The sequence below is a fragment of the Niallia sp. Man26 genome, assembly GCF_022049065.2.
GTDB lineage: Bacteria > Bacillota > Bacilli > Bacillales > Cytobacillaceae > Niallia.
In genome coordinates, this window is sequence record NZ_CP095743.1 from 232312 (window position 1) to 253137 (window position 20826).

A 20826-nucleotide genomic window follows, 5' to 3' on the forward strand; every position below is an offset into this window, starting at 1 on the left:
GCAGCTATATATAATTTGTGAACAAAAAGTCATTATATATCCGCTCTTTTTTAGTGGGAATAATGGCATAATACATCATATAGGAAAGATTATTTTAGGCGGTGTAATTATTGAAGACTATAGTCGTTGTCGGCGGAGGAATCACAGGATTGTCTGCCATGTACTATTTACAGAAATTAACACGAGAACATAAGCTGGATATTAAGCTTATCCTGATTGAAGGGGAGGTGTCGCTAGGCGGGAAAATTCACTCGATTCATAAAGGCGACTTCATCATGGAAACAGGCGCAGATTCAATTGTAGCACGAAATAAAAACGTTCTTCCCTTTGTACAGGAGCTTGGATTAGAAGAAGAGCTTGTCTATAATGCAACAGGGATTTCTTACATTCATACGAGAGATAAGCTTTTGGAAATCCCGAAGGACTCTGTATTCGGCATCCCTATGACATTAGAATCCTTGCTTTCGAGTGAGCTGATTTCCCAAAAAGGAAAGCTGGAAGCATTAAAGGATTTGTTAAGAACTAATAAGCATTTTACAAAGGAAACATCTATCGGCGAGTTTTTAGAGTACTTCTTAGGGAAAGAGATCGTCGAAAAGCAGATTACCCCTGTATTAGCAGGAGTATATTCTGGAGGTTTATATAACTTAACGATGGCATCAACGCTTCCATATTTACTTGAATACAAGGAGAAGTATGGCAGCATTATTCGAGGACTGGGCAAGAACAAAAGTCAATTCCAGTCTGCCTCTAATAAAAAATTCATCTCCTTCCAGAATGGACTTTCCACCATTATAAACCGGCTGGAGGAAGTGCTGGAAGATGTTGAATTTAAAAAGGGCAAAGCAGTTGAATCAATCAAGAAAGAGCAGGATGGCTACAGTATAAGTCTAGCAGAGGGTGAAGCTGTTCAGGCACAATTTATTGTGCTGGCAGCACCTCATCAAGCTGCAGAAAAAATCCTTGCTGAAAGCAGCCTTTCTACAGAGTTTGCTAGGCTTCAAAACTCTTCTAATATCACCATGTATCTTGCTTATGATATTCCAGATGAACAGCTGCCAAAGGACGGAACAGGCTTTATTGTGGCAGAGGACAGCGATTTGACTTGCAATGCCTGTACGTGGACAAGCAGAAAGTGGACACACACCTCCAAAAGCAGCAGTCTGTTGCTTAGACTTTTTTATAAGAAATCTAATCCTGCATATGAGCAGCTTAATTCATTGTCTGAAGAGGAACTGTTAAAGGTCGCTAAAAAGGATATTGAAAAAAGTCTCGGAATTACAGAAAAGCCAATCAGTTATGAAGTGACGAAGTGGAATGAGTTAATGCCGGTTTATTCCTTGCAGCATAAATCAGCAATAGATACGATAAATGCTAAGATGGCCGAGCTTTTTCCAAATGTATTATTAGCAGGAAGCTCCTATTATGGAGTTGGAATTGCAGCCTGCATCGCAAATGGAGAGGAAACAGCAGGGAAATTGACCAAGTCTCTACTTTAAAAAAAGGTGCTGGATGAACCAGCACCTTTCCTTATGTTCTTTTCTTTTTAAATGGTATAAACACAAGAATAAGCAGCAACAGTGAGATAAACAAAGCCGAATAAGATACAGCTTGTGCAGATGACCAATTTTTGATTGCTATTGCAAGATAAGCCCAGATAATAACGAGGGAATATGCCCAATCCTTTTCAAAGATGCGAAAGAAAATCCCCAGAATACCGCCAATAGCTAACAGGGAAACGGTCCAAAGCGGGTCAGTGACATTTAAGCCGATATAAGTTACGTAATAGCTTATGTTAACAATAGAGGCTACGGATATCCACCCAATATAAATAGAAAAAGGGAAGATGTCGAATAAACGATTAGACGCAGCCTTTATTGCTTTATAAAGGAAAAGCAAGGTTAATAGCAAGAGCAGAATGACGGCTACTGACAAGGCAAATAGTTCATAATGCCAGACGAGTATCCAGCCGGCGTTTAGAATGCAGGTAAGCACGAATAGAATGCTGTTTGTTTTCGAATATATAAGTGCTCTGTGTTTGCGCATAAAGCCGCGCGCAAGCCAAATTGCTAATAGAATATAAATAAATCCCCAAATCATTAAAGCATAAGAAGCAGGAGTTACAAGCACTGCTAATTTATTTGATATTTCGCCAGTTGTTTGCCCGTTGATAGGAATGATATTGGCGAGGGCATTTACTCCTACCATCATCACATAGAACAATAGGCTCAGAATTATATAGGCCAAAGACAATTCCTCCTTTTTTATATACTTATTCCACCCACAACGAGAATATAATCCAAAAAAAGAAGAATACTCCAAGCAGATTGGGAGTATTCTTCTCCTTATCTATATGGATGATATAAAGAAAAAAACAGGGTATTATTTCCACTTTTATGTATTATCAAGTTTTAGTAGCAAGTTAGTTTACTTATTTAATATAATAAGTAAGGTCAAAATACCTGAATAGGGGCTAGTAAAAATGATGGACCAAATCATATTAACATATATTGTCATAATGACGGTTGGTGGGGTTTTACAGCTTGTATTGGCATTTATAGGCTATACCAATAGACATGTTTTTGCGGGAACTAGAACGTTTGCGTGGCTTTCGTTATTTTCAGCCATCTATGCATTCGGACATGCGCTCGAGCTTACGAGCAGTACAGGAAAAGGGATTATGTTTTGGGTTGTGTTTCAATACTTAGGAATGCCGTTTTCTGCTCCAGCGACCTTGATTCTTGTTTTGCAGTACATAGGCTTGGATAAGCATTTGAACAGAAAAACCTTGCTCTTGTATTATCTCATCCCTGTGCTCACCTTTCTTTTTATCGTAACAAATGATTTTCACCATTTATTTTATAAACAAGTTAATTTTGTGCAAAGTCATGGTGCTTTACTGTTAGATATGACAGTAGGCCAATGGTATGTAGTTCATGGAAGCTACACATTTGGCACTTTGTTTGCCGGAGCTAATATTTTAATTTGGTATTGGATTAAGTCGAAGACAAAGCATTGGAAACAGGTACTAACACTTTTAATCGGCATTTTATTGCCAATTACAACATCATTGCTCTACTTATTAGGATTAACACCATATGGCATTGATCCTGTACCGATTGTGATGGGTATCACAGGCTTGTTGTATCTATGGGCGATTATGTCTACACATATGCTGACAGTGGCTCCTGTTGCAAAAGATTATTTATTTGAAAGCATGAGGGACGCAGTCATTGTTCTTGATTTGTCTGGAAAAATAGTTGAATTCAATCCGCTTGCTTCCCTGCTGTTTCCTTCCTTGAAGAATGGAAAACAAATTGATGATATAATGGAAGACAGAGACCGACTTTTAGCATTTGGCGACAGAATAATAAATGATGATACTGTATATGAGATGGAATGGAAAGACAGTGGGAAATACTATCAAGTAAGGATATCGCCGATTCACAAACGAAATCATATTCTTGTGGGAACAGCGATTGTTATTATAGATATTACAGAACTAAAAGTAGTGCAGAAACAGCTGCGAGAATTGGCCTATAAAGATGGCCTTACAAAAATATATAACCGCACCTTTTTTATGGAGAAATCCAAGGAAGTGATAAGTCGGGACAGAGGTGCACAGGATTATACATCATTGCTGCTTTTTGATGTAGATCATTTCAAAGGAATCAATGATACTTTTGGACATTTTGCTGGTGATGATGCGTTACGGCATATTGTGTCTGTCACACAAGGCCTGCTAAAAGAAGACATGCTATTCGGAAGATATGGGGGAGAAGAGTTTATTGTGCTACTCCCTGGATATTCCCTTGAATCAGCAGCTGAAATAGGCCATTCAATCAGAAGTTGCCTTGAAAATTCGAGTTTTTACTCTAAAGCAGAAAAGATTGCTATTACAGCAAGCTTTGGAGTTGCAGCAACGGAGAACATCTCTCATCCGGAGGCTGCTTTAAGCGAGCTTGTTGAAAAGGCTGATGTTGCTCTGTATGAAGCAAAAAGGAATGGCAGAAACAGAGTATATGTCGGGATTAATAGTGAATATGAGGAATACAGCTTTATATCGCATTAAAACGAACTAAATGACTTAACATACGAAATAGGCTAGGGGTGAAAGCGCAAATGAATATCCTTTCAGCGAAAGATGTGAAAATAGGTTATGATGATAAAATCATTGTCGAGCAGCTGAGCCTGGAAATTGAAACAGGTAAAATTACAACCATCATCGGACCGAATGGATGCGGAAAGTCAACGATATTAAAAGCGCTGGCTAGACTAAATAAGGTGAAGGCTGGAGCTGTTTACTTAGATGGTGAGGCTATTCAAAAGATTCCAACCAAAAAAATCGCTAAAAAGATGGCGGTTTTGCCCCAATCTCCAGATGCCCCAAGCGGATTAACGACTTATGACCTCGTTTCCTATGGACGATCTCCTCACCAAGTGGGATTTGGTCGGTTAGGGGAAAAAGATAAAGAAATAATTGATTGGGCACTTGAAGTGACAGGTCTAACTGAATGGAAGTATCAAGAGGTAGATACGTTATCAGGCGGTCAAAGACAAAGAGCGTGGATTGCAATGGCAATTGCCCAAGAAACAGAACTGCTTCTATTGGATGAGCCGACGACCTATCTTGATATGGCACATCAGCTTGAGGTGCTGCAATTGCTTAAAAAGCTCAATGAAGAGGAAAAGAGAACAATTGTAATGGTCATACATGATCTTAATCATGCTTCCCGTTTTTCTGATAAAATGATTGCCATGAAAAAAGGAAAGCTGAGAAAAGAAGGCACCCCGAATGAAGTCATGACAGCAGAAGTTTTAAAGGATGTCTTTCAAGTGGATGCAGAAATTGTTACAGATCCAAGGACAAATAAGCCGGCCTGTTTATCCTATGATTTGCTTGGTGCAGAAATGAGAAATACAGGGGTGCTGTCCCGAGGGTGATAGGCATAAAACAGCAAATTAACTCATATAATGTTACAAAAATATAAAATTCACATAAAAACAATAAGTGTTTTTGTTTCAAACAGTTAGAATGTTATACAATGGTAAATGGTAAAAGGATTGAAATATTAGCAGAAGGTTGAGATTATGAAAAATTATGATGTAAAAGAAAAGTTCTTACAGATAATGACAGAAGATGAAGTTAAGATAGATGAGCCGCTAAGTCAATATACGTATACAAAAATAGGAGGGAAGGCAGATTACCTGCTTTTTCCGACTACGTTTGAACAACTACAGAATGCTTATAAAGTAGCATTAGAGGCTGGAATTCCCATCACGATTTTAGGGAATGGATCTAATGTCCTTATAAAGGATGGAGGAATTCGTGGTGTTGTGTTCAACTTGACGAAGCTTGTGACCATTCGGCTTGAAGGAGATAAAGTATTTGCTGAGAGCGGAGCAGCACTTATCGATACTTCCCGATTCGCGCTTGAGCATTCCTTAACTGGTCTTGAATTTGCTTGTGGAATTCCAGGCTCTATCGGCGGTGCGCTCTATATGAATGCAGGGGCTTACGGCGGTGAGATTGCAGATGTATTAGAGAGTGCAACTGTTCTGACTAGTGCCGGGGAAATCATCTCAGTACGTAAAGAGGATTTGGATTTAGGTTACCGCACAAGCAATATTGCCAAGAACCATTATGTTGTCTTAGAAGCGGTTTTTAAACTGCAACCAGGTAAACAGGAAGAAATTAAGGCGAAAATGGATGAACTGACATTTTTGCGAGAATCAAAACAGCCTCTTGAGTATCCTTCTTGCGGCAGTGTCTTTAAAAGACCTCCAGGCTACTTTGCAGGGAAACTGATACAGGACAGCAATCTTCAAGGAACAAAAATAGGCGGAGCGCAAGTTTCCACAAAGCACGCAGGCTTTATTGTCAATGTGGATAATGCAACTGCTGATGATTATATTTCTCTTATCAAACATGTTCAAAAGACAGTCAAAGAGAATTATGATGTTAACTTAGAAACAGAAGTTAGAATCATTGGGGAAGACAAATAAAAAATAACCACACTGAACTTTACAGTGTGGTTATTTTTTATTGATCACTTGAATGACAGGGATTTTCGGCGGATACTTAGTTGTGAATTTTTGGTGAATCTTAAATAGGATATATCCTAACATACTGCCTATAACATTTAAAATAAAGTCATCTATATCTGCAGCCCGGTTTACGGTAAAGAAGTATTGTGTAACCTCAATGATAAGCGAAGTAACAGCCCCGAGAAATACAGTTGCAAGCCATTTGAAGCGTCTGCGGTAAATAGCCGGGAACAGCATGCCAAAAGGAATAAACATGATAATATTGCCAAGTGTATAAAGCATCCAAAATATTGGAGGCTTATTTTCATATTGATAAAGAATCTGCACATACGGAATCAAGTTAATATTCTCTCTATTACCGGGTGGAGTGAAATGGAACGGATTCAATGTCACATACATAACCATTAATAAGTAGAGAAAAAAGATATTGACGATCCATTCTCTTTTTGCGGCAACAAATTGCTTTTTCTTTGAGCGATATATTCTGTAATAAATCCAAACTGGCACCAGCATTAGCAGGATTATTGGGAAATTGAGCGTTAATTCGATATCTGTCTGAATCCAAATAATAAATAACAGGGCCAGAAAAGTGAGTAAAATAATCTTTTTCGGTATGTACACTTTCAAAACTCAAAATCCTTTCGTGTTATAACTATATTATATATATATGGCTAGGCAAATTAAAGTAGAAGCCGTAAATGAAAGAAGCAGATTGCTTTACTATTTATCCAATGATTCCCATAATAAAAGAGAAGGGTCATATTCTTCATAGGAATCTAGTGATTTCCTGAACGAAGCCCGAATTTGGAAATAAGGAGATGGAACATTTTGAGTAGTAAAGTTCAAATTGGGAAAACATCAATGAACGTCACAAAGCTAGGGTATGGAGCAAACTCAGTTGGAGGGCATAATTTATTTCCAAACTTAAAAGATGAAACTGGTAAGGAAGTAGTGAATGCAGCCTTAGATGCAGGAGTAGACTTTATAGATACTGCGTTTATTTATGGGCTGGGGAAATCAGAGGAGCTAATCGGAGAAGTGCTCAAAGAACGGGGAATTAGAGATAAAGTGGTTATTGCCAGCAAAGCTGCCCATAAAGCAGTCGACGGCAAGATTGTTCTCGATAATAGCCGTCAATTTTTGCGAGATTCAGTAGAGGAAAGCTTAAAAAAACTGCAGACAGATTTTATTGATTTGTTTTATGTTCATTATCCAGATGGTGTTACTCCACTGGCCGAAGTGGCAGGCACTTTAAAGGAATTAAAGGATGAAGGTAAAATCGGAGCAGTCGGTGCATCTAACTTAAATGAAGAACAACTAAAGGAATTTAACAAGGATGGCTACTTGGAAGTATTTCAAGGAGAGTATTCGCTGTTAAAAAGGGAAGCAGAACATTCCTTTTTACCGTATTGTGCGGAAAATGGGATAAGCTTTGTCCCTTATTTTCCTTTGGCATCAGGGCTTTTGACAGGTAAATTCTCTAAAGATGCTAAATTTGATGATATTCGTGCAAAAGATCCGCTTTTCCAAGGAGATGCATTCCTTAAAAATCTCGAAAAAGTTGACCAGTTAAAAAAGCTGGCTGAAGAGAAAGGATTTGAAGCAACACATTTGGCACTTGCTTGGCTGTTAGAGCAGCAGGCAGTAGATGTCATTATTCCAGGAGCGAAAACGGTCGCTCAACTGCAAAACAACTTACGGACATTAGAAGTCACTTTAACAAATGAAGAGATAGCAAGTATCAGTAGAATCTTTTCTTGATAGATAAGGAGCATCCTTTACATAGGGTGCTCTTTTTGTTCCGGTTGATATTATTTCGAAATAGTAAAACTCGAAACAGAATAAGTCGGGGATATCCTCGTATTCTCCTTCATGTTAGTATATTTAACGCGTGGTGTAACGAAGGTCATAATTACTTGCTGGTTTTAAGCTGATATATTTTTTCTGAAAAACGTTGAGAAGAAATTATACCAATTTTTCTATGATAGTGTTACAATGATTTAAAGTTTAAATATACAGATAATTCGTTTTAATCGGAAAATGGAGGGGTAAAAGTGGCAGAGTTAAGAAGCAACATGATCAAAAAGGGGTTTGACCGCGCTCCGCACAGAAGCCTATTGCGTGCAGCTGGTGTAAAAGAAGAGGATTTTAATAAACCATTTATCGCTGTAGTGAATTCATATATTGATATTGTTCCAGGTCATGTCCATTTACAGGAGTTCGGAAAAATTGTAAAAGAAGCAATTAGAGAAGCAGGTGGCGTACCGTTTGAAATGAACACGATTGGTGTGGATGACGGTATTGCTATGGGGCATATTGGAATGAGATATTCGCTTCCGAGCCGAGAAATCATTGCAGACTCCATTGAAACAGTAGTTTCAGCTCACTGGTTTGATGGTATGGTATGTATCCCTAACTGTGACAAAATCACACCAGGAATGATGATGGCTGCAATGCGTCTAAACATTCCAACCGTGTTTGTCAGCGGCGGTCCTATGAAAGCAGGGGTTACTAGTGATGGCAGAAAGATTTCCCTATCATCCGTATTTGAAGGAGTAGGAGCATATCAATCAGGCAAGCTTGATGATAAAGGGTTGCTTGAATTAGAACAATTTGGCTGTCCGACTTGCGGTTCATGTTCAGGCATGTTTACAGCTAATTCTATGAACTGTTTAGCAGAAGCTTTAGGACTGGCATTGCCGGGTAATGGTACTATTTTGGCTGTGGCACCAGAGCGCAAAGAATTCGTGAAAAAATCTGCCAAGCAGCTTATGACTCTAATTGAAAAAGATATTAAGCCAAAAGATATCGTGACAGAAAAGGCAATCGATAATGCCTTTGCGTTGGACATGGCATTGGGCGGTTCAACAAACACTGTCTTGCATACATTGGCATTGGCTAATGAAGCAGGTATTGATTATCCGCTGGAAAGAATTAATGAAGTGGCAAACAGGGTGCCGCATCTGTCGAAATTGGCTCCATCCTCTGATGTGCATATTGAAGATTTGCATGAAGCAGGCGGAGTTTCAGCAGCGCTTAATGAGCTGTCGAAAAAAGAGGATGCTCTTCATTTAGATACATTAACTGTAACAGGCAGGACACTTGGTGAAAATATTGCTGGTTGTGAAGTGCAGAATTATGATGTTATCCGTCCAATTGATAACCCGCATACAGAAAAGGGCGGCTTGGCAGTATTGTTCGGCAACCTGGCTCCGGATGGCGCAATCATCAAAACAGGCGGTGTGCAAAACGGTATTACTAGACATGAAGGACCTGCAATTATATTTGAGTCACAAGAGGATGCTCTTGAAGGTATCTCTAAAGGCAAGGTACAGGCTGGTCATGTTGTAATCATTCGCTATGAAGGACCGAAGGGTGGTCCGGGAATGCCGGAAATGCTTGCCCCGACATCACAGATTGTGGGCATGGGTCTTGGGCCGAAAGTGGCATTAGTAACCGATGGGCGTTTCTCTGGAGCATCCCGTGGTTTGTCAATCGGCCATGCTTCTCCGGAAGCTGCTGAAGGCGGTCCGCTGGCATTTGTTGAAGATGGTGATCACATCGTTATTGATATCGAAAACCGTTCAATGGATGTTATCGTTGATGATGTGGAATGGGAAAGACGGAAGTCAGAATGGAAAGGGTTCGAACCAAAAGTTAAAACAGGTTATCTTGCCCGTTATTCTAAATTGGTTACATCTGCAAGCACTGGCGGAATCATGAAAATCTAATAAAAAAAGTCGATGGCATATGCCATCGACTTTTTTTATTCTTCCTCCGTATGAATGCTTTGCACTTGAAGGATATCGAGCAGGAAGACAAATACCGGTATACCAAGAATTAATCCCCAGACTCCGAAGAAGTGCTCTGAGAAAATCAAGACAATAAATGTAAAGAATACAGGCAAGTCTGTTTTAGAAGACATTAGTTTAGGATTCAGAACATAGGCCTCTAATGCATGAATGATGCAAATGAAAACGATGAGGATAATGATATACATATAACCGCCAATCGTATAACCTATTGTCAAAAGTGGAATGAGAGATATGACAACCCCTGCAACTGGTATCAAACCGAAAAGGAAGACCATAATCGACAGACCGAGCAATTGCGGGAATCCTAAAATCCATAAACCGATTGTTGTTAAAATACAATTAACTAATGCAATAATGAATTGTGCTTCCAAAACTTTTCCGAAAGTCAGTACGAACTTCTTTCCGAAGAAAGCTATTTCGTTGTAAAAAGCAGCAATTTTGCTTGTTTTAAAGTTTTCTTTGTACTTAAGAAGTCTTGGTTTTTCCAGCAGAAAGAAAAAGCTTAAAATAATCGCGAGCAAAAACTGAATGCTGAAATGGCTGATTGTCGTAAAGTAAACGACGATAACCCCAAGTCCTTGTTCTAAATAACTGTCAATATCCCTAGCTTGAATTGCCTTTACAATATAATTCAAGACGGCATTATCGTGAGGCTGGGAATAGAAATCCATCAGCTGTCTGACCAACGCTGTAATTTCTTCGATAAGCATCGGCAAATACTTAATGAAGCCGTAAGATAGTAAGCTGATTGTTATGAGGTAAAGCAGGCTAACAATGATGTTTCGTTTAATCGGTATTTTTTTGGAGATGATTTTTTCCAGCCTATCCATTAGAAATGAAAGGATAAAGGTGAAAAGCATCAAATTGATCATGCTTCTTAAAAAGTAAATCCCTAAAATAAGCAACCCGAAAATGACGATGCGCTTTGCGCTTTTATTTGCTATTAATTTGTTTACTAACTCCATTCTCCTTCTCCTGACCCTTATTGTTATACTTCTTTACCTTAATTCTACCTTATATGGGAGAATATCATAACAAAAACTTACGATATTTGACTGGTTTTTTTCTTTTTTGTGTCAACTTTTTTCCATTTGAAAATTTTGTTCAGTAAATTGAATATTTTCGTTGATTCCTTTGTGAGCAAAGGACCTAAAATGGCAAGTATTAACACGTAAAGAGCAGAGAATGGCTTCAGCATTGGCATAAGACCGCCGGCAATGCCTAAGTTAGCGACGATGATGGAGAATTCACCGCGGGAAACAATTGTTAAGCCGATATTGGCTGATGCTTTGTGGGACAAACCTGTTCTTCGTCCGGCAATCATACCTGCAATGAAGTTTCCGAAAATAGTCAGGATGACAGCACCAAGAGTAAACCAGACTGCACCGCCTAATTCGAATGGATCGATTGTCAAACCGAAGCTAAAGAAGAAGATAGCTCCAAAAAAGTCGCGGAACGGAACAACAAGTTGTTCTATGCGGTGGCTGTGTTCTGTTTCAGAGAAAACAAGCCCTAATAGCAATGCGCCAATTGCTTCTGCAACGTGAATTGTTTCTGAGAAGCCAGCAACAAAAAATAGTGCTGCAAAGATAACGATGATAAAGATTTCGTTTGAGGAAATATCAAGCAACTTATTTAATAAAGGTGCGCCTTTGCGAGCGATAATGAAAAATAGCAGCATATATCCTAGAGCAGTTCCGATGCTGATCAGCGTTCCACCAATTGATGTGGAGTCGCCCATAACGAGTCCGGAAATGACAGATAAATAAACAGCAAGGAAAATATCCTCGAACATGATTATTCCTAAGATAAGCTCTGTCTCTGCATTACCTGTTCTGCGCAAATCGACAAGAACCTTTGCGACTATTGCGCTAGAGGAAATAGTGATAATACCTGAAATGATTAGTACCTCGATTAGGTCATAACCATTCAAGAATCCGTATAAAAGACCTAATGAGAAGTTGATTACTATATATATCGTGCCGGCAGTGACAATAGAGCGACCTGATTTAATCAGCTTGCCAACGGAGAATTCCAGCCCTAAATAGAACAAGAGGAATAAAACTCCGATTCTGCCCATGAAGTTAATGATTTCGGCACTTTCAATGAATCTCAGGTCAATTATTCCGAAGTGGGGTGCATGGGGACCAACCAGCATGCCGACAATGATTAAAAATGGGATAATGGAGAACTTCAATTTGCCTGCCAATATGGCTGCAAGGGCAACTAGAAGCAGTGCGGTACCAACTTCAAAAACTAAGTGATCCATTAAGTGTCACCTCCAGTGCTTTTTGTCAGTTGCTCAAGTATTAATCTTTTTAAATGCTGTCTTTCACCGGAAATGACAAGTGTATCGCCTGCCTCAACTAATGTTTCAGGTCCAGGGCTTAACATCTTATCTGCTCCTTTTTTCATGATAGCGATAACATTTACATTGTAATTGTTGCGGATATCCATATCTCCGATTGTATGATTAGCAGCTCTCGATTCACGCTCTACTTTATACCATTCAATAATGAGGTCGTTAAATGCCATCTCAATCGTTTCAAGCGCTTTAGGTTTGTATGCTAAACCACCTAATATACCGGCGATTTGCCTCGACTCTAAATCGTTGAATGTCACGCTAGAAATGCTTTCCTCATGATCGTCATCATCAAAATGATAAACCTCTCGTCTGCCGTCATCGTGAATGACGATAACTACCTTATCGTTATTTTTGGTTACTAGTTCGAATTTTTTTCCAATGCCAGGGAGTTCAGTCTCTCTGATATTCATCTTTCTTTCCTCCTTAATAATTTATAGGTTTACATCAATGCGAGGAGTGGTTACCTCTTCTTTGTTAATCCCAAGGAACTTGTATGTCTCTTGTTTTGTAGAATGGTTAAAGTGCCTCTGCAATAACGAAATGGCAACACCTCGCTTGTAAGCATGATAACCAAAGGTCTTTCGCATCGAGTTAGTACCGATATTGGAGCCGATGCCTAAAGCTTCTGCAGCCTGATGAATAATCCGGTATGCCTGCTGTCTGCTTAAATGATTTTTGGATTTCTTCGATTGGAATAAATAGCTTTCCGGTGGAAGCTGGCTCACTTGGATATAGTGAAGAATTTCCTTTTTAACCTTTTGGTTCAAATAAACCTTGCGCTCATCCCGAAGATCATCCTTTTTAATTGTGTAGAAATCGCGAATACCTGCCTCTTCGAGAAGATCAGAGATGCGGATATCCAGTAGCTCCGTAATCGTCAAACCAGTATTGATGCCAAGCAAAAACAGCAAGTAGTCCCGTTCAGACTGCTTCTTTAAATAGCGTTTCATACTGTTTATTTGCTTTAAGTCCTTTATTGCCTCTACAACTTCCATTTTCTTTTGCTCCTTTGGATTTAATGTAACTCAACATATAAAAAACATAGTATTGAGTAACATAACTCTATTATAGGTCATAATAGATGGTCAGTCAAATGTAAACGTTGTTCTGCTGTTAAAGCTAGAACTGCTGCTTCATATAAAGAGGTAGAAAAGGTTTTTTTCTTGAATATTATTTGTGTTCGACTATATAATTATTTCATTAAAGTAAAAAGTTTTTTGAGGGGGTGGAAGAAATGGGGCTGTGCAATTAAAGATTGATTTCCTAATAACAAAACGAACTATTAATCATTACACGAACCTAGGTCTCTCCATCCATTTGCTAACAAGTTGCCGATTTCGATGAACTTGCTAAAAAAAGTTTCATCATTATATAGGAAGTGATCGAAGGAAAATAGCTTAAATCTAAAAGAGATCAAGGTATGAAATGAGCACAAAAAAGGGTATGGCCGTAATATCCATTGAGGAAAAAGGGGAGAATGGCCGCCCGACATAAAAAGAAGGAAGTTAGAAATACTATTCACATGAGTGTATTTCCTTCTTTGCAGGCATTGCTGCTTTTAAGCTAATTTTCTTATAATATCAGGAGGTGTAAGCCTTTTTAGGCTGTTCATTGGAAATTTTTAATTTAATTTTATTCGCAATACTTATAGCTTTTACAGGATTTTTTGTTGCAACGGAGTTTGCGATCGTCAAAGTAAGAGGATCGAGGATAGATCAACTGGTTGCGGAAGGAAGAAAAGGAGCTTTAGCGGCGAAAAGGGTAACTACTCATCTGGATGAATACTTATCTGCGTGTCAGCTTGGTATTACAGTTACAGCGCTCGGATTAGGGTGGATTGGTGAGCCGACGGTGGAAGCAATCCTTCATCCGGTATTCGAAAAGCTTCATATATCTGGATCACTTTCGACAATCCTGTCTTTTGGGATAGCCTTTATATCTGTAACCTTTATACATGTTGTAGTTGGGGAGCTTGCTCCGAAAACAGTTGCTATCCAAAAAGCAGAAACGATTACCTTGCTTTTTGCTCCGCCAATTATTTGGTTCTACAGACTTCTGTACCCGTTTATTTGGCTTTTGAACGGATCTGCCCGTGTCTTGACTGGAATGTTTGGCCTAAAGCCTGCCTCAGAGCATGAGCTAGCCCATTCGGAGGAAGAACTCCGCATTTTAATGTCTGAAAGTTATAAGAGCGGTGAAATAAATAAAAATGAATTAAAATACGTGAACAATATTTTTGAATTCGATGAAAGAATAGCGAAGGAAATTATGGTTCCCCGTACAGAAATGGTCACAATCAGTGTAGACAATACTTTTGATGAAATCATGGACATTCTGGAAGAGGAAAACTATACTCGTTATCCATTAGTGAATGGTGATAAAGACAATGTTATTGGTCTAATCAACATTAGAGAATTCTTGACGGCAAGGATCCAAGAGAAGGAACAGATGGACCTGGAGAAATACATGAAGCCGATTATCCGCGTTATTGAGACAATACCTATTCGCGATTTGCTTATTAAAATGCAGAAGGAAAGAACCCATATGGCAATTTTGTTAGATGAATATGGCGGTACTTCTGGTATTGTTACAGCAGAGGATATATTAGAAGAAATCGTTGGTGATATCCGCGATGAGTTCGATGAAGATGAAGTTGCAGAAATTCGCAAGCTGAAAGAAAATCACTATATCTTAAGCGGTAAAGTACTAATCAGTGAAGTTAATGACCTGCTTGGCATTCATCTGTCAGAAGAAGAAGTTGATACAATTGGCGGCTGGTTCTTGACAAATAATTTTGAAGCGGTCGAAGGTGATGAAATTGAGGAAGAAGGTTTTATCTTCAAGCTGAAAAGTATTGAGGAACATCATATTCATTTCATTGAAGTATTTAAATCTGCTTTTGAAAAAGAAACAATTTAATAAAAAGAGGACTTCAGTGTGCATGAAGTCCTCTTTTTTTGCGGAAAATAACAGCAGATTGTAAGTTAACAGTTTAAAACAGTAAATAAATCCAATAATAGGTATTTTTTTAAACTAATAATTGGAAAAGAATCATTCTATTTAATTATGTCAACATTGTGTCCGTCAAAGTTATGCTTAGTTTAAATTGTAACGAAGCTGAAACCGCTTTATCATTAAGGTTAGAAAGAATAAGGGGTGAACAATTAATGTCTAACGAAAATAATAAAGGTTTTCGCGTTAAAATACAGCGTTTCGGAAGTCACTTGAGCGGAATGGTAATGCCGAATATCGGCGCATTTATCGCTTGGGGAATCATCACAGCACTTTTTATACCTAAAGGATATTTTCCTAATGAAGATTTGGCAAAATTAGTTGATCCTATGATTACGTACTTGCTGCCATTATTAATCGGTTATACTGGCGGTAAAATGGTATATGATGTCCGCGGGGGCGTTGTCGGTGCAATTGCAACGATGGGGGTTATCGTCGGTTCAGATATACCGATGTTCCTTGGGGCAATGGTTATGGGTCCTCTTGGCGGATATTTAATCAAAAAGGTTGACGATCTGTTCAGAGGTAAAGTAAAAGCAGGCTTTGAAATGTTAGTAAACAACTTCTCAGCAGGTATTCTAGGAGCAATTATTACTATTCTTGCATTTAAGTTTGTAGGACCTGTTGTTGAAGCGATCAGCCAAATGCTTTCAAACGGAGTGGAGTTCATCGTTGATGTTAATCTACTTCCACTTGCGAGCATTATTATTGAACCAGCTAAAGTATTGTTCTTGAACAATGCAATCAACCAAGGTATTCTTGGACCAATCGGTGTAGACCAAGCAAAAGAAGTAGGGAAATCAATCCTATTCTTATTAGAAGCAAACCCAGGACCAGGTCTTGGTGTCTTGTTGGCTTATAGCATTTTCGGTAAAGGCACATCTAGACAAACTGCACCAGGTGCAGCTATTATCCACTTCTTAGGTGGTATTCATGAGATTTACTTCCCTTACATCCTGATGAAGCCTGCAATGCTATTGGCAGTTATCGGTGGAGGAATGAGTGGTGTGTTCACATTCACATTATTCAATGCAGGACTTGTAGCAACACCATCACCAGGAAGCATTATTGCCATTATGGCATTGTCTCCAAAAGGTGAGCATTTAGGAGTATTAGCTGGTGTAATCGTTGCAACCGTTGTTTCCTTTGTAATCGGTGCAATCGTATTGAAAACAAGCAAAGGCGAAGCAGAAGACATCAACGCTGCTGCTGATAAAATGCAAGAGCTTAAAGGTAAAAAGAGCACTGTTGCCGGTGCAGTTACTGGTGCAGCTACTGGTGCTGATGCTTCTGTTGAAGCTGCTGAAGCAACAAACAAAGCTGCAGACTTCGATTACCACAGTGTTAAGAAAATCATCTTTGCTTGTGATGCAGGAATGGGTTCAAGTGCAATGGGTGCTTCTATCATGCGTAATAAAGTGAAAAAAGCAGGCATTGAAGGTGTGGATGTAACAAATACATCGATTGCCAACCTTCCAAGTGATGCAGATCTTGTTATCACACATAAAGATTTAACAGATCGTGCAGTTGCGAAGCTTCCAGATGCACACCATGTGTCTGTAGAAAACTTTATGAACAGCCCTAAATATGATGAGATTATCAATAACTTGAAATAATGATAAAAGGAGTATCGCCTAAAATGGTGATGCTCTTATTTATGTTGTAAAAGGATTAAAAGTGGGTAATATAAACAAAATGATTTTTATGATCTAATATTTAATAATGGCAACATTGAGTGTGAAAAAAATGCTATAACAACTGTTTGAATCCAAGCAATTACTTACTTATAATTAAATTATGTCAAGAAAACAAGGTGATATGGCATGGTTATTTCTGCGAGAGAAAGACTGATTCTGCAATTTTTGCTTGAAGATATGAAAGAGGATGTCACCATTAAGCAGCTTGCTGACATTGTAAATGTGAGTGAGCGGACAATCCATCGCGACCTGAAGAATATTGAAGATGTTCTGCAGGCATTTCATTTGAAGTTGCAGAAAAAAGCAGGAGTGGGAGTAAAGGTAATCGGTACACAAGGTGATATTTATCAATTAAGGGTCACCATCCTAAAGCAGGATTTTACAGAATATACCCCAGATGAAAGGCTTATCGTCGCATTATGTACACTGTTAGACAATAAGGAGCCTGTGAAACTCTTTTCCCTTGCAAATGATATGGGTGTGACTACGGCAACGGTCAGTCATGACTTGGATAAGCTGGAGCCGATCATAAAAGAATACGACTTGCGGCTTGTGCGCAAACGAGGCTATGGAATCGAGCTGGAGGGTTCTGAAGATGCAAAAAGAAAGGCGATAACAAGTCTGATTTCAGAAAGATTTGATGTGCCGGAATTTTTGAAGATGGTCAGAGACAATATCCAAAAGAAATCCACCAACAAAATAGATTCCATTTCAGAACGGCTGTTAGGTCTCGTTCATAAGGAAAAGATTATCCTGATTGAGGGAATCATTGAAGATATTAATGAAGAGCTTCCTTACAGCCTGGCAGACAGTTCGTATGTAGGGCTGGTTGTCCATATTGCATTGGCGATGGAGCGTATCCAGCGGGGAGAAAATATCACTCTTCAGGAAGATTACTTAAGCGAGTTAAAGATAACAAAAGAGTTTGAATTCGCTCGTAAAATCGCCATGCGTCTGGAGCGGACCTTTGAGGTTGCAATACCAGATGAAGAAATTGGCTATATAACCATGCATTTGCGGGGAGCGAAAATTCGCTATGACAAGGATATAGGGATAAAGGATGAAAACATTGAGGTCGCTGTCATTGTACAGAGCTTAATAAAAAATGTGGAAAATTTGCTTCATACAAGATTATTAGATGAAACCTTATCTCAAGGGCTTTTAGCGCATCTCAAGCCAGCTTTATACAGGCTTAAACAAAAAATGAGAATTTCCAACCCGCTGCTAAGCGATATAAAATTGGACTATCATGACCTGTTTAAAGTTGTAAAAAAAGCAGCAGAATTAACATTACCTAAACTGCATATTCCAGATGAGGAAATTGGTTATTTAGTTCTTCATTTTGGGGCAGCGTTGAATTCCAAGCAGCTTACGACTAAATTAAGGGTTTTAATTATTTGTTCAAGTGGAATTGGTACATCAAAAATGCTTGCCACCAAAATCGGCAATGAAATACCAGGGCTGTCTGAAATAAAAACAGCATCTGTGTTTGAATTGAAAAACATTACCCTTGATGATTATGATGCCATTCTTTCTACTATCCCGATTGAGGAAATCAACAGAGATTATTTTGTGGTAAGTCCGATTTTAACGAATCAGGAACTCGAGATTGTCAAAAACTACTTACAGGAAAAAGGTGGACAATTAACAGAATCAGCTGATCCAGCTGTTGATGGGATGGAGATATTATCCTTAAGCTTTGAGCATTTTGATCAGTTAGGAAAGCAAGTCACAGTTCTTGCCAATCTGCTCAAAAGTTTCGAAGTGTGGGAAGCAGCTACTAATGCTGATTTATCTAGGTTATTACAAGATGGGCTGGAAAAGCTTAAGCAAAAAGATTCTATCACAGATGCTTCAGAAGTGTTACAGTCACTCCAGGCAAGAGAAAAGATAGGAGGCTTAGCCATTCCAGATACAACACTTGCTCTTTATCATACAAGAAGCAATTCAGTGGCGTTTCCATCTTTTAATATAATAAATACAACAAATGCTTTTGAATTAAAGGCGATGAATGGCGGAAGCGAAAAAGTTACAAGGATTTTGCTGCTCTTAGCACCATTCGATCTTGCTTCGTCCACTTTAGAATTGCTGAGCTTTATCAGTTCCCTTATAATCCAGTCGCAAACAAGCATCAGGATGTTTGAAAAGGGGTCAAAAGAAGAGTTGGCACATTTCATAAGCAACCAATACTTAAAAAACTATATTCATACAAATCAGGAGGCAACAAAATGTCTATATTAAAAAAAGAAAACATCATCTTAAACAGCAATGTATCTGAAAAAACGGAAGCTATTAAATTAGCTGGTCAAATCTTGGTAGATCAAGGCTATGTATCAGCAGATTATATTCCAGCGATGCTTCAAAGAGAAGAGATGTCGTCCACTTACATGGGGAACTTCCTAGCAATCCCTCACGGTACAGATGAAGCGAAAGCAGCTGTTCTTCAATCAGGTCTTTCTGTAGTGCAAGTCCCAAATGGTGTAGATTTTGGTGACGGCAATATTGTTAAATTGCTTGTTGGTATTGCAGGAAAAGATGGAGAGCATTTGGAAATCCTTTCTCAAATCGCTATCGTATGTTCTGAAGAAGAAAATGTAGAAAAGCTTGTACAAGCAAAATCAGAAGAGGAAATCATTTCAATTCTAAGCGAGGTTAACTAATATGAAAGCTATCCATTTTGGAGCAGGAAATATTGGGAGAGGCTTTATCGGTCTCTTGTTACATCAATCAAATTATGAAGTTCACTTTGTGGATGTAAATGAAAAAATTATTGATGAAATAAATCAAGAGGGAACATACCGAGTTCTCCTTGCGAACGATGCGAAGGATGAATTTACAGTTTCGAATATTAAAGGCATTAACAGTAAGGCGAACCCTCAGCTGGCTGTCGAGGAAATAGCTTCAGCTGATTTAGTAACAACTGCTATCGGTCCGAACATCCTTAAGTTCATTGCACCATTGATTGCAGACGGATTAAAAGCAAGAAAAGCAAATGATGGTTCATTCTTAAATATTATCGCATGTGAAAACATGATAGGCGGCAGCACAGAATTAAAAAAATTCGTGTTTGAGCACTTAAATGATGAAGAAAAGACTTGGGCTGAAGAATATATCGGATTCCCTGATTCTGCAGTGGATCGAATTGTTCCGAACCAGTCGAATGAAAAGCTGCTTGATGTTCTTGTAGAGCCATTTTTTGAGTGGGTTATTGATGAAACAAAAATTAAAGGCGAAAAGCCTGTAATTCCAGATGCGCATTTTGTTGAGAATCTGACTGCTTATATTGAAAGAAAACTTTTCACAGTTAATACTGGTCATGCTACTACAGCTTATTTAGGTAACAGAAAAGATTATAAAACTATATCTGAAACAATCGAACATAAAGATGTTGAGGAAAAAGTGCTGCAAGTATTGAGTGAGACTGGAAAAGTACTTGTTGAAAAATACAAGTTCGACAAGGATGAGCATCAAAAATATATCCAAAAAATTATTGGCAGATTTGCAAACCCTCATATCGTTGACGATGTGAAAAGGGTTGGACGTTCTCCGCTTCGTAAGCTAAGCCGTAATGACCGTCTGGTTGCACCGGCAATGGAATATATAGAATTGTTTAAAGAAAAGCCTGCTGGTTTAGTAGAAGTTATGGCATCGGCTCTGCTGTTTTTCTCTGGAGAAGACCAAGAGTCAGTTGAGTTGAAAGAATTAATTTTGGATAAAGGTGTGGAACAAGCATTCAGTGAAGTTTCCGGACTGCCTTTAGACAATCAATTAGTTGGTGCTGTCTCTGCTGCTTACAAAGAAATGCAATAAATTGTTTAGAAAGCTGTCCTTTAATGGGCGGCTTTATTTGTATTATTTTCCAAGAGGTTTCACTGAATTTGGACAAGGG

At 38.7% G+C, this 20826-nt stretch carries 17 protein-coding genes; 11 read left to right on the plus strand and 6 right to left on the minus strand.

All coding sequences use genetic code 11. The annotated features are described in order from the left end of the window. Window positions 1-110 precede the first annotated feature (110 nt). Window positions 111-1499 carry a protoporphyrinogen oxidase gene (locus L8T27_RS01285; protein WP_237940564.1) on the plus strand — a complete coding sequence of 463 codons (1389 nt, stop codon included), beginning with the start codon at window positions 111-113 and terminating at the stop codon, window positions 1497-1499. Between the two features lie 31 nt (window positions 1500-1530). Here the strand turns inward: L8T27_RS01285 and L8T27_RS01290 are convergent, their stop codons facing one another. Beyond that, window positions 1531-2247 (minus strand): tryptophan-rich sensory protein, encoded by a 717-nt coding sequence (locus L8T27_RS01290; protein WP_237940566.1) that lies wholly within the window; start codon window positions 2245-2247, stop codon window positions 1531-1533. A 235-nt stretch (window positions 2248-2482) separates the two neighbouring features. Between L8T27_RS01290 and L8T27_RS01295 the strand changes: the two genes are divergently transcribed. From L8T27_RS01295 to murB, 3 genes are all read left to right on the plus strand, one after another. Next, window positions 2483-4072 (plus strand): histidine kinase N-terminal 7TM domain-containing diguanylate cyclase, encoded by a 1590-nt coding sequence (locus L8T27_RS01295; RefSeq protein ID WP_237940568.1) that lies wholly within the window; start codon window positions 2483-2485, stop codon window positions 4070-4072. Between the two features lie 50 nt (window positions 4073-4122). Continuing rightward, window positions 4123-4944, plus strand: coding sequence for an ABC transporter ATP-binding protein (locus tag L8T27_RS01300; protein ID WP_237940569.1), 822 nt, complete (start codon window positions 4123-4125; stop codon window positions 4942-4944). 147 nt (window positions 4945-5091) lie between these two features. Further along, entirely contained in the window at window positions 5092-6006 is a 915-nt protein-coding gene (gene murB, locus L8T27_RS01305) for a UDP-N-acetylmuramate dehydrogenase (protein WP_233316869.1), read from the plus strand. Between the two features lie 30 nt (window positions 6007-6036). On the opposite strand, the gene L8T27_RS01310 is transcribed toward murB, so the two are convergent. Beyond that, window positions 6037-6669, minus strand: a complete 633-nt coding sequence (locus tag L8T27_RS01310; protein WP_237942200.1) for a VanZ family protein — start codon at window positions 6667-6669, stop codon at window positions 6037-6039. A gap of 240 nt (window positions 6670-6909) precedes the next feature. Here L8T27_RS01310 and L8T27_RS01315 point away from each other — a divergent pair, with 240 nt between their 5' ends. Together L8T27_RS01315 and ilvD are read left to right on the plus strand one after the other, a co-directional pair. Continuing rightward, window positions 6910-7809: an aldo/keto reductase gene (locus L8T27_RS01315; RefSeq protein ID WP_233316937.1), complete on the plus strand. Its 900-nt coding sequence runs from the start codon at window positions 6910-6912 to the stop codon at window positions 7807-7809. 293 nt (window positions 7810-8102) lie between these two features. Beyond that, window positions 8103-9779, plus strand: a complete 1677-nt coding sequence (gene ilvD, locus L8T27_RS01320; protein WP_233316870.1) for a dihydroxy-acid dehydratase — start codon at window positions 8103-8105, stop codon at window positions 9777-9779. A gap of 35 nt (window positions 9780-9814) precedes the next feature. On the opposite strand, the gene L8T27_RS01325 is transcribed toward ilvD, so the two are convergent. The 4 genes from L8T27_RS01325 to L8T27_RS01340 all read right to left on the minus strand — a co-directional run bounded on the left by L8T27_RS01325 (window position 9815) and on the right by L8T27_RS01340 (window position 13223). Continuing rightward, a complete protein-coding gene (locus tag L8T27_RS01325) occupies window positions 9815-10828 on the minus strand; it encodes an AI-2E family transporter (protein WP_233316871.1) in 1014 nt (337 codons plus the stop codon). A 77-nt stretch (window positions 10829-10905) separates the two neighbouring features. After that, entirely contained in the window at window positions 10906-12132 is a 1227-nt protein-coding gene (locus tag L8T27_RS01330; protein ID WP_233316872.1) for a cation:proton antiporter, read from the minus strand. Further along, complete coding sequence (locus L8T27_RS01335) at window positions 12132-12638, minus strand: cation:proton antiporter regulatory subunit (RefSeq protein ID WP_233316873.1); 507 nt, start codon at window positions 12636-12638, stop codon at window positions 12132-12134. The genes L8T27_RS01330 and L8T27_RS01335 overlap by 1 nt, the downstream gene beginning before the upstream one ends. Window positions 12639-12659: 21 nt before the next feature. Beyond that, window positions 12660-13223, minus strand: coding sequence for a tyrosine-type recombinase/integrase (locus L8T27_RS01340; protein ID WP_233316874.1), 564 nt, complete (start codon window positions 13221-13223; stop codon window positions 12660-12662). A gap of 616 nt (window positions 13224-13839) precedes the next feature. Here L8T27_RS01340 and L8T27_RS01345 point away from each other — a divergent pair. The 5 genes from L8T27_RS01345 (at window position 13840) to L8T27_RS01365 (ending at window position 20747) form a co-directional block, all read left to right on the plus strand. Beyond that, window positions 13840-15147 (plus strand): hemolysin family protein, encoded by a 1308-nt coding sequence (locus tag L8T27_RS01345; RefSeq protein WP_237940570.1) that lies wholly within the window; start codon window positions 13840-13842, stop codon window positions 15145-15147. A 248-nt stretch (window positions 15148-15395) separates the two neighbouring features. Continuing rightward, a complete protein-coding gene (locus L8T27_RS01350) occupies window positions 15396-16856 on the plus strand; it encodes a PTS mannitol transporter subunit IIBC (protein ID WP_237940571.1) in 1461 nt (486 codons plus the stop codon). Window positions 16857-17063: 207 nt separating this feature from the next. Continuing rightward, window positions 17064-19178, plus strand: coding sequence for a BglG family transcription antiterminator (locus L8T27_RS01355; protein WP_237940572.1), 2115 nt, complete (start codon window positions 17064-17066; stop codon window positions 19176-19178). Next, complete coding sequence (locus tag L8T27_RS01360) at window positions 19166-19597, plus strand: PTS mannitol transporter subunit IIA (protein ID WP_233316878.1); 432 nt, start codon at window positions 19166-19168, stop codon at window positions 19595-19597. The genes L8T27_RS01355 and L8T27_RS01360 overlap by 13 nt, the downstream gene beginning before the upstream one ends. A gap of 1 nt (window position 19598) precedes the next feature. Beyond that, entirely contained in the window at window positions 19599-20747 is a 1149-nt protein-coding gene (locus L8T27_RS01365; protein WP_233316879.1) for a mannitol-1-phosphate 5-dehydrogenase, read from the plus strand. Window positions 20748-20826: the final 79 nt, after the last annotated feature.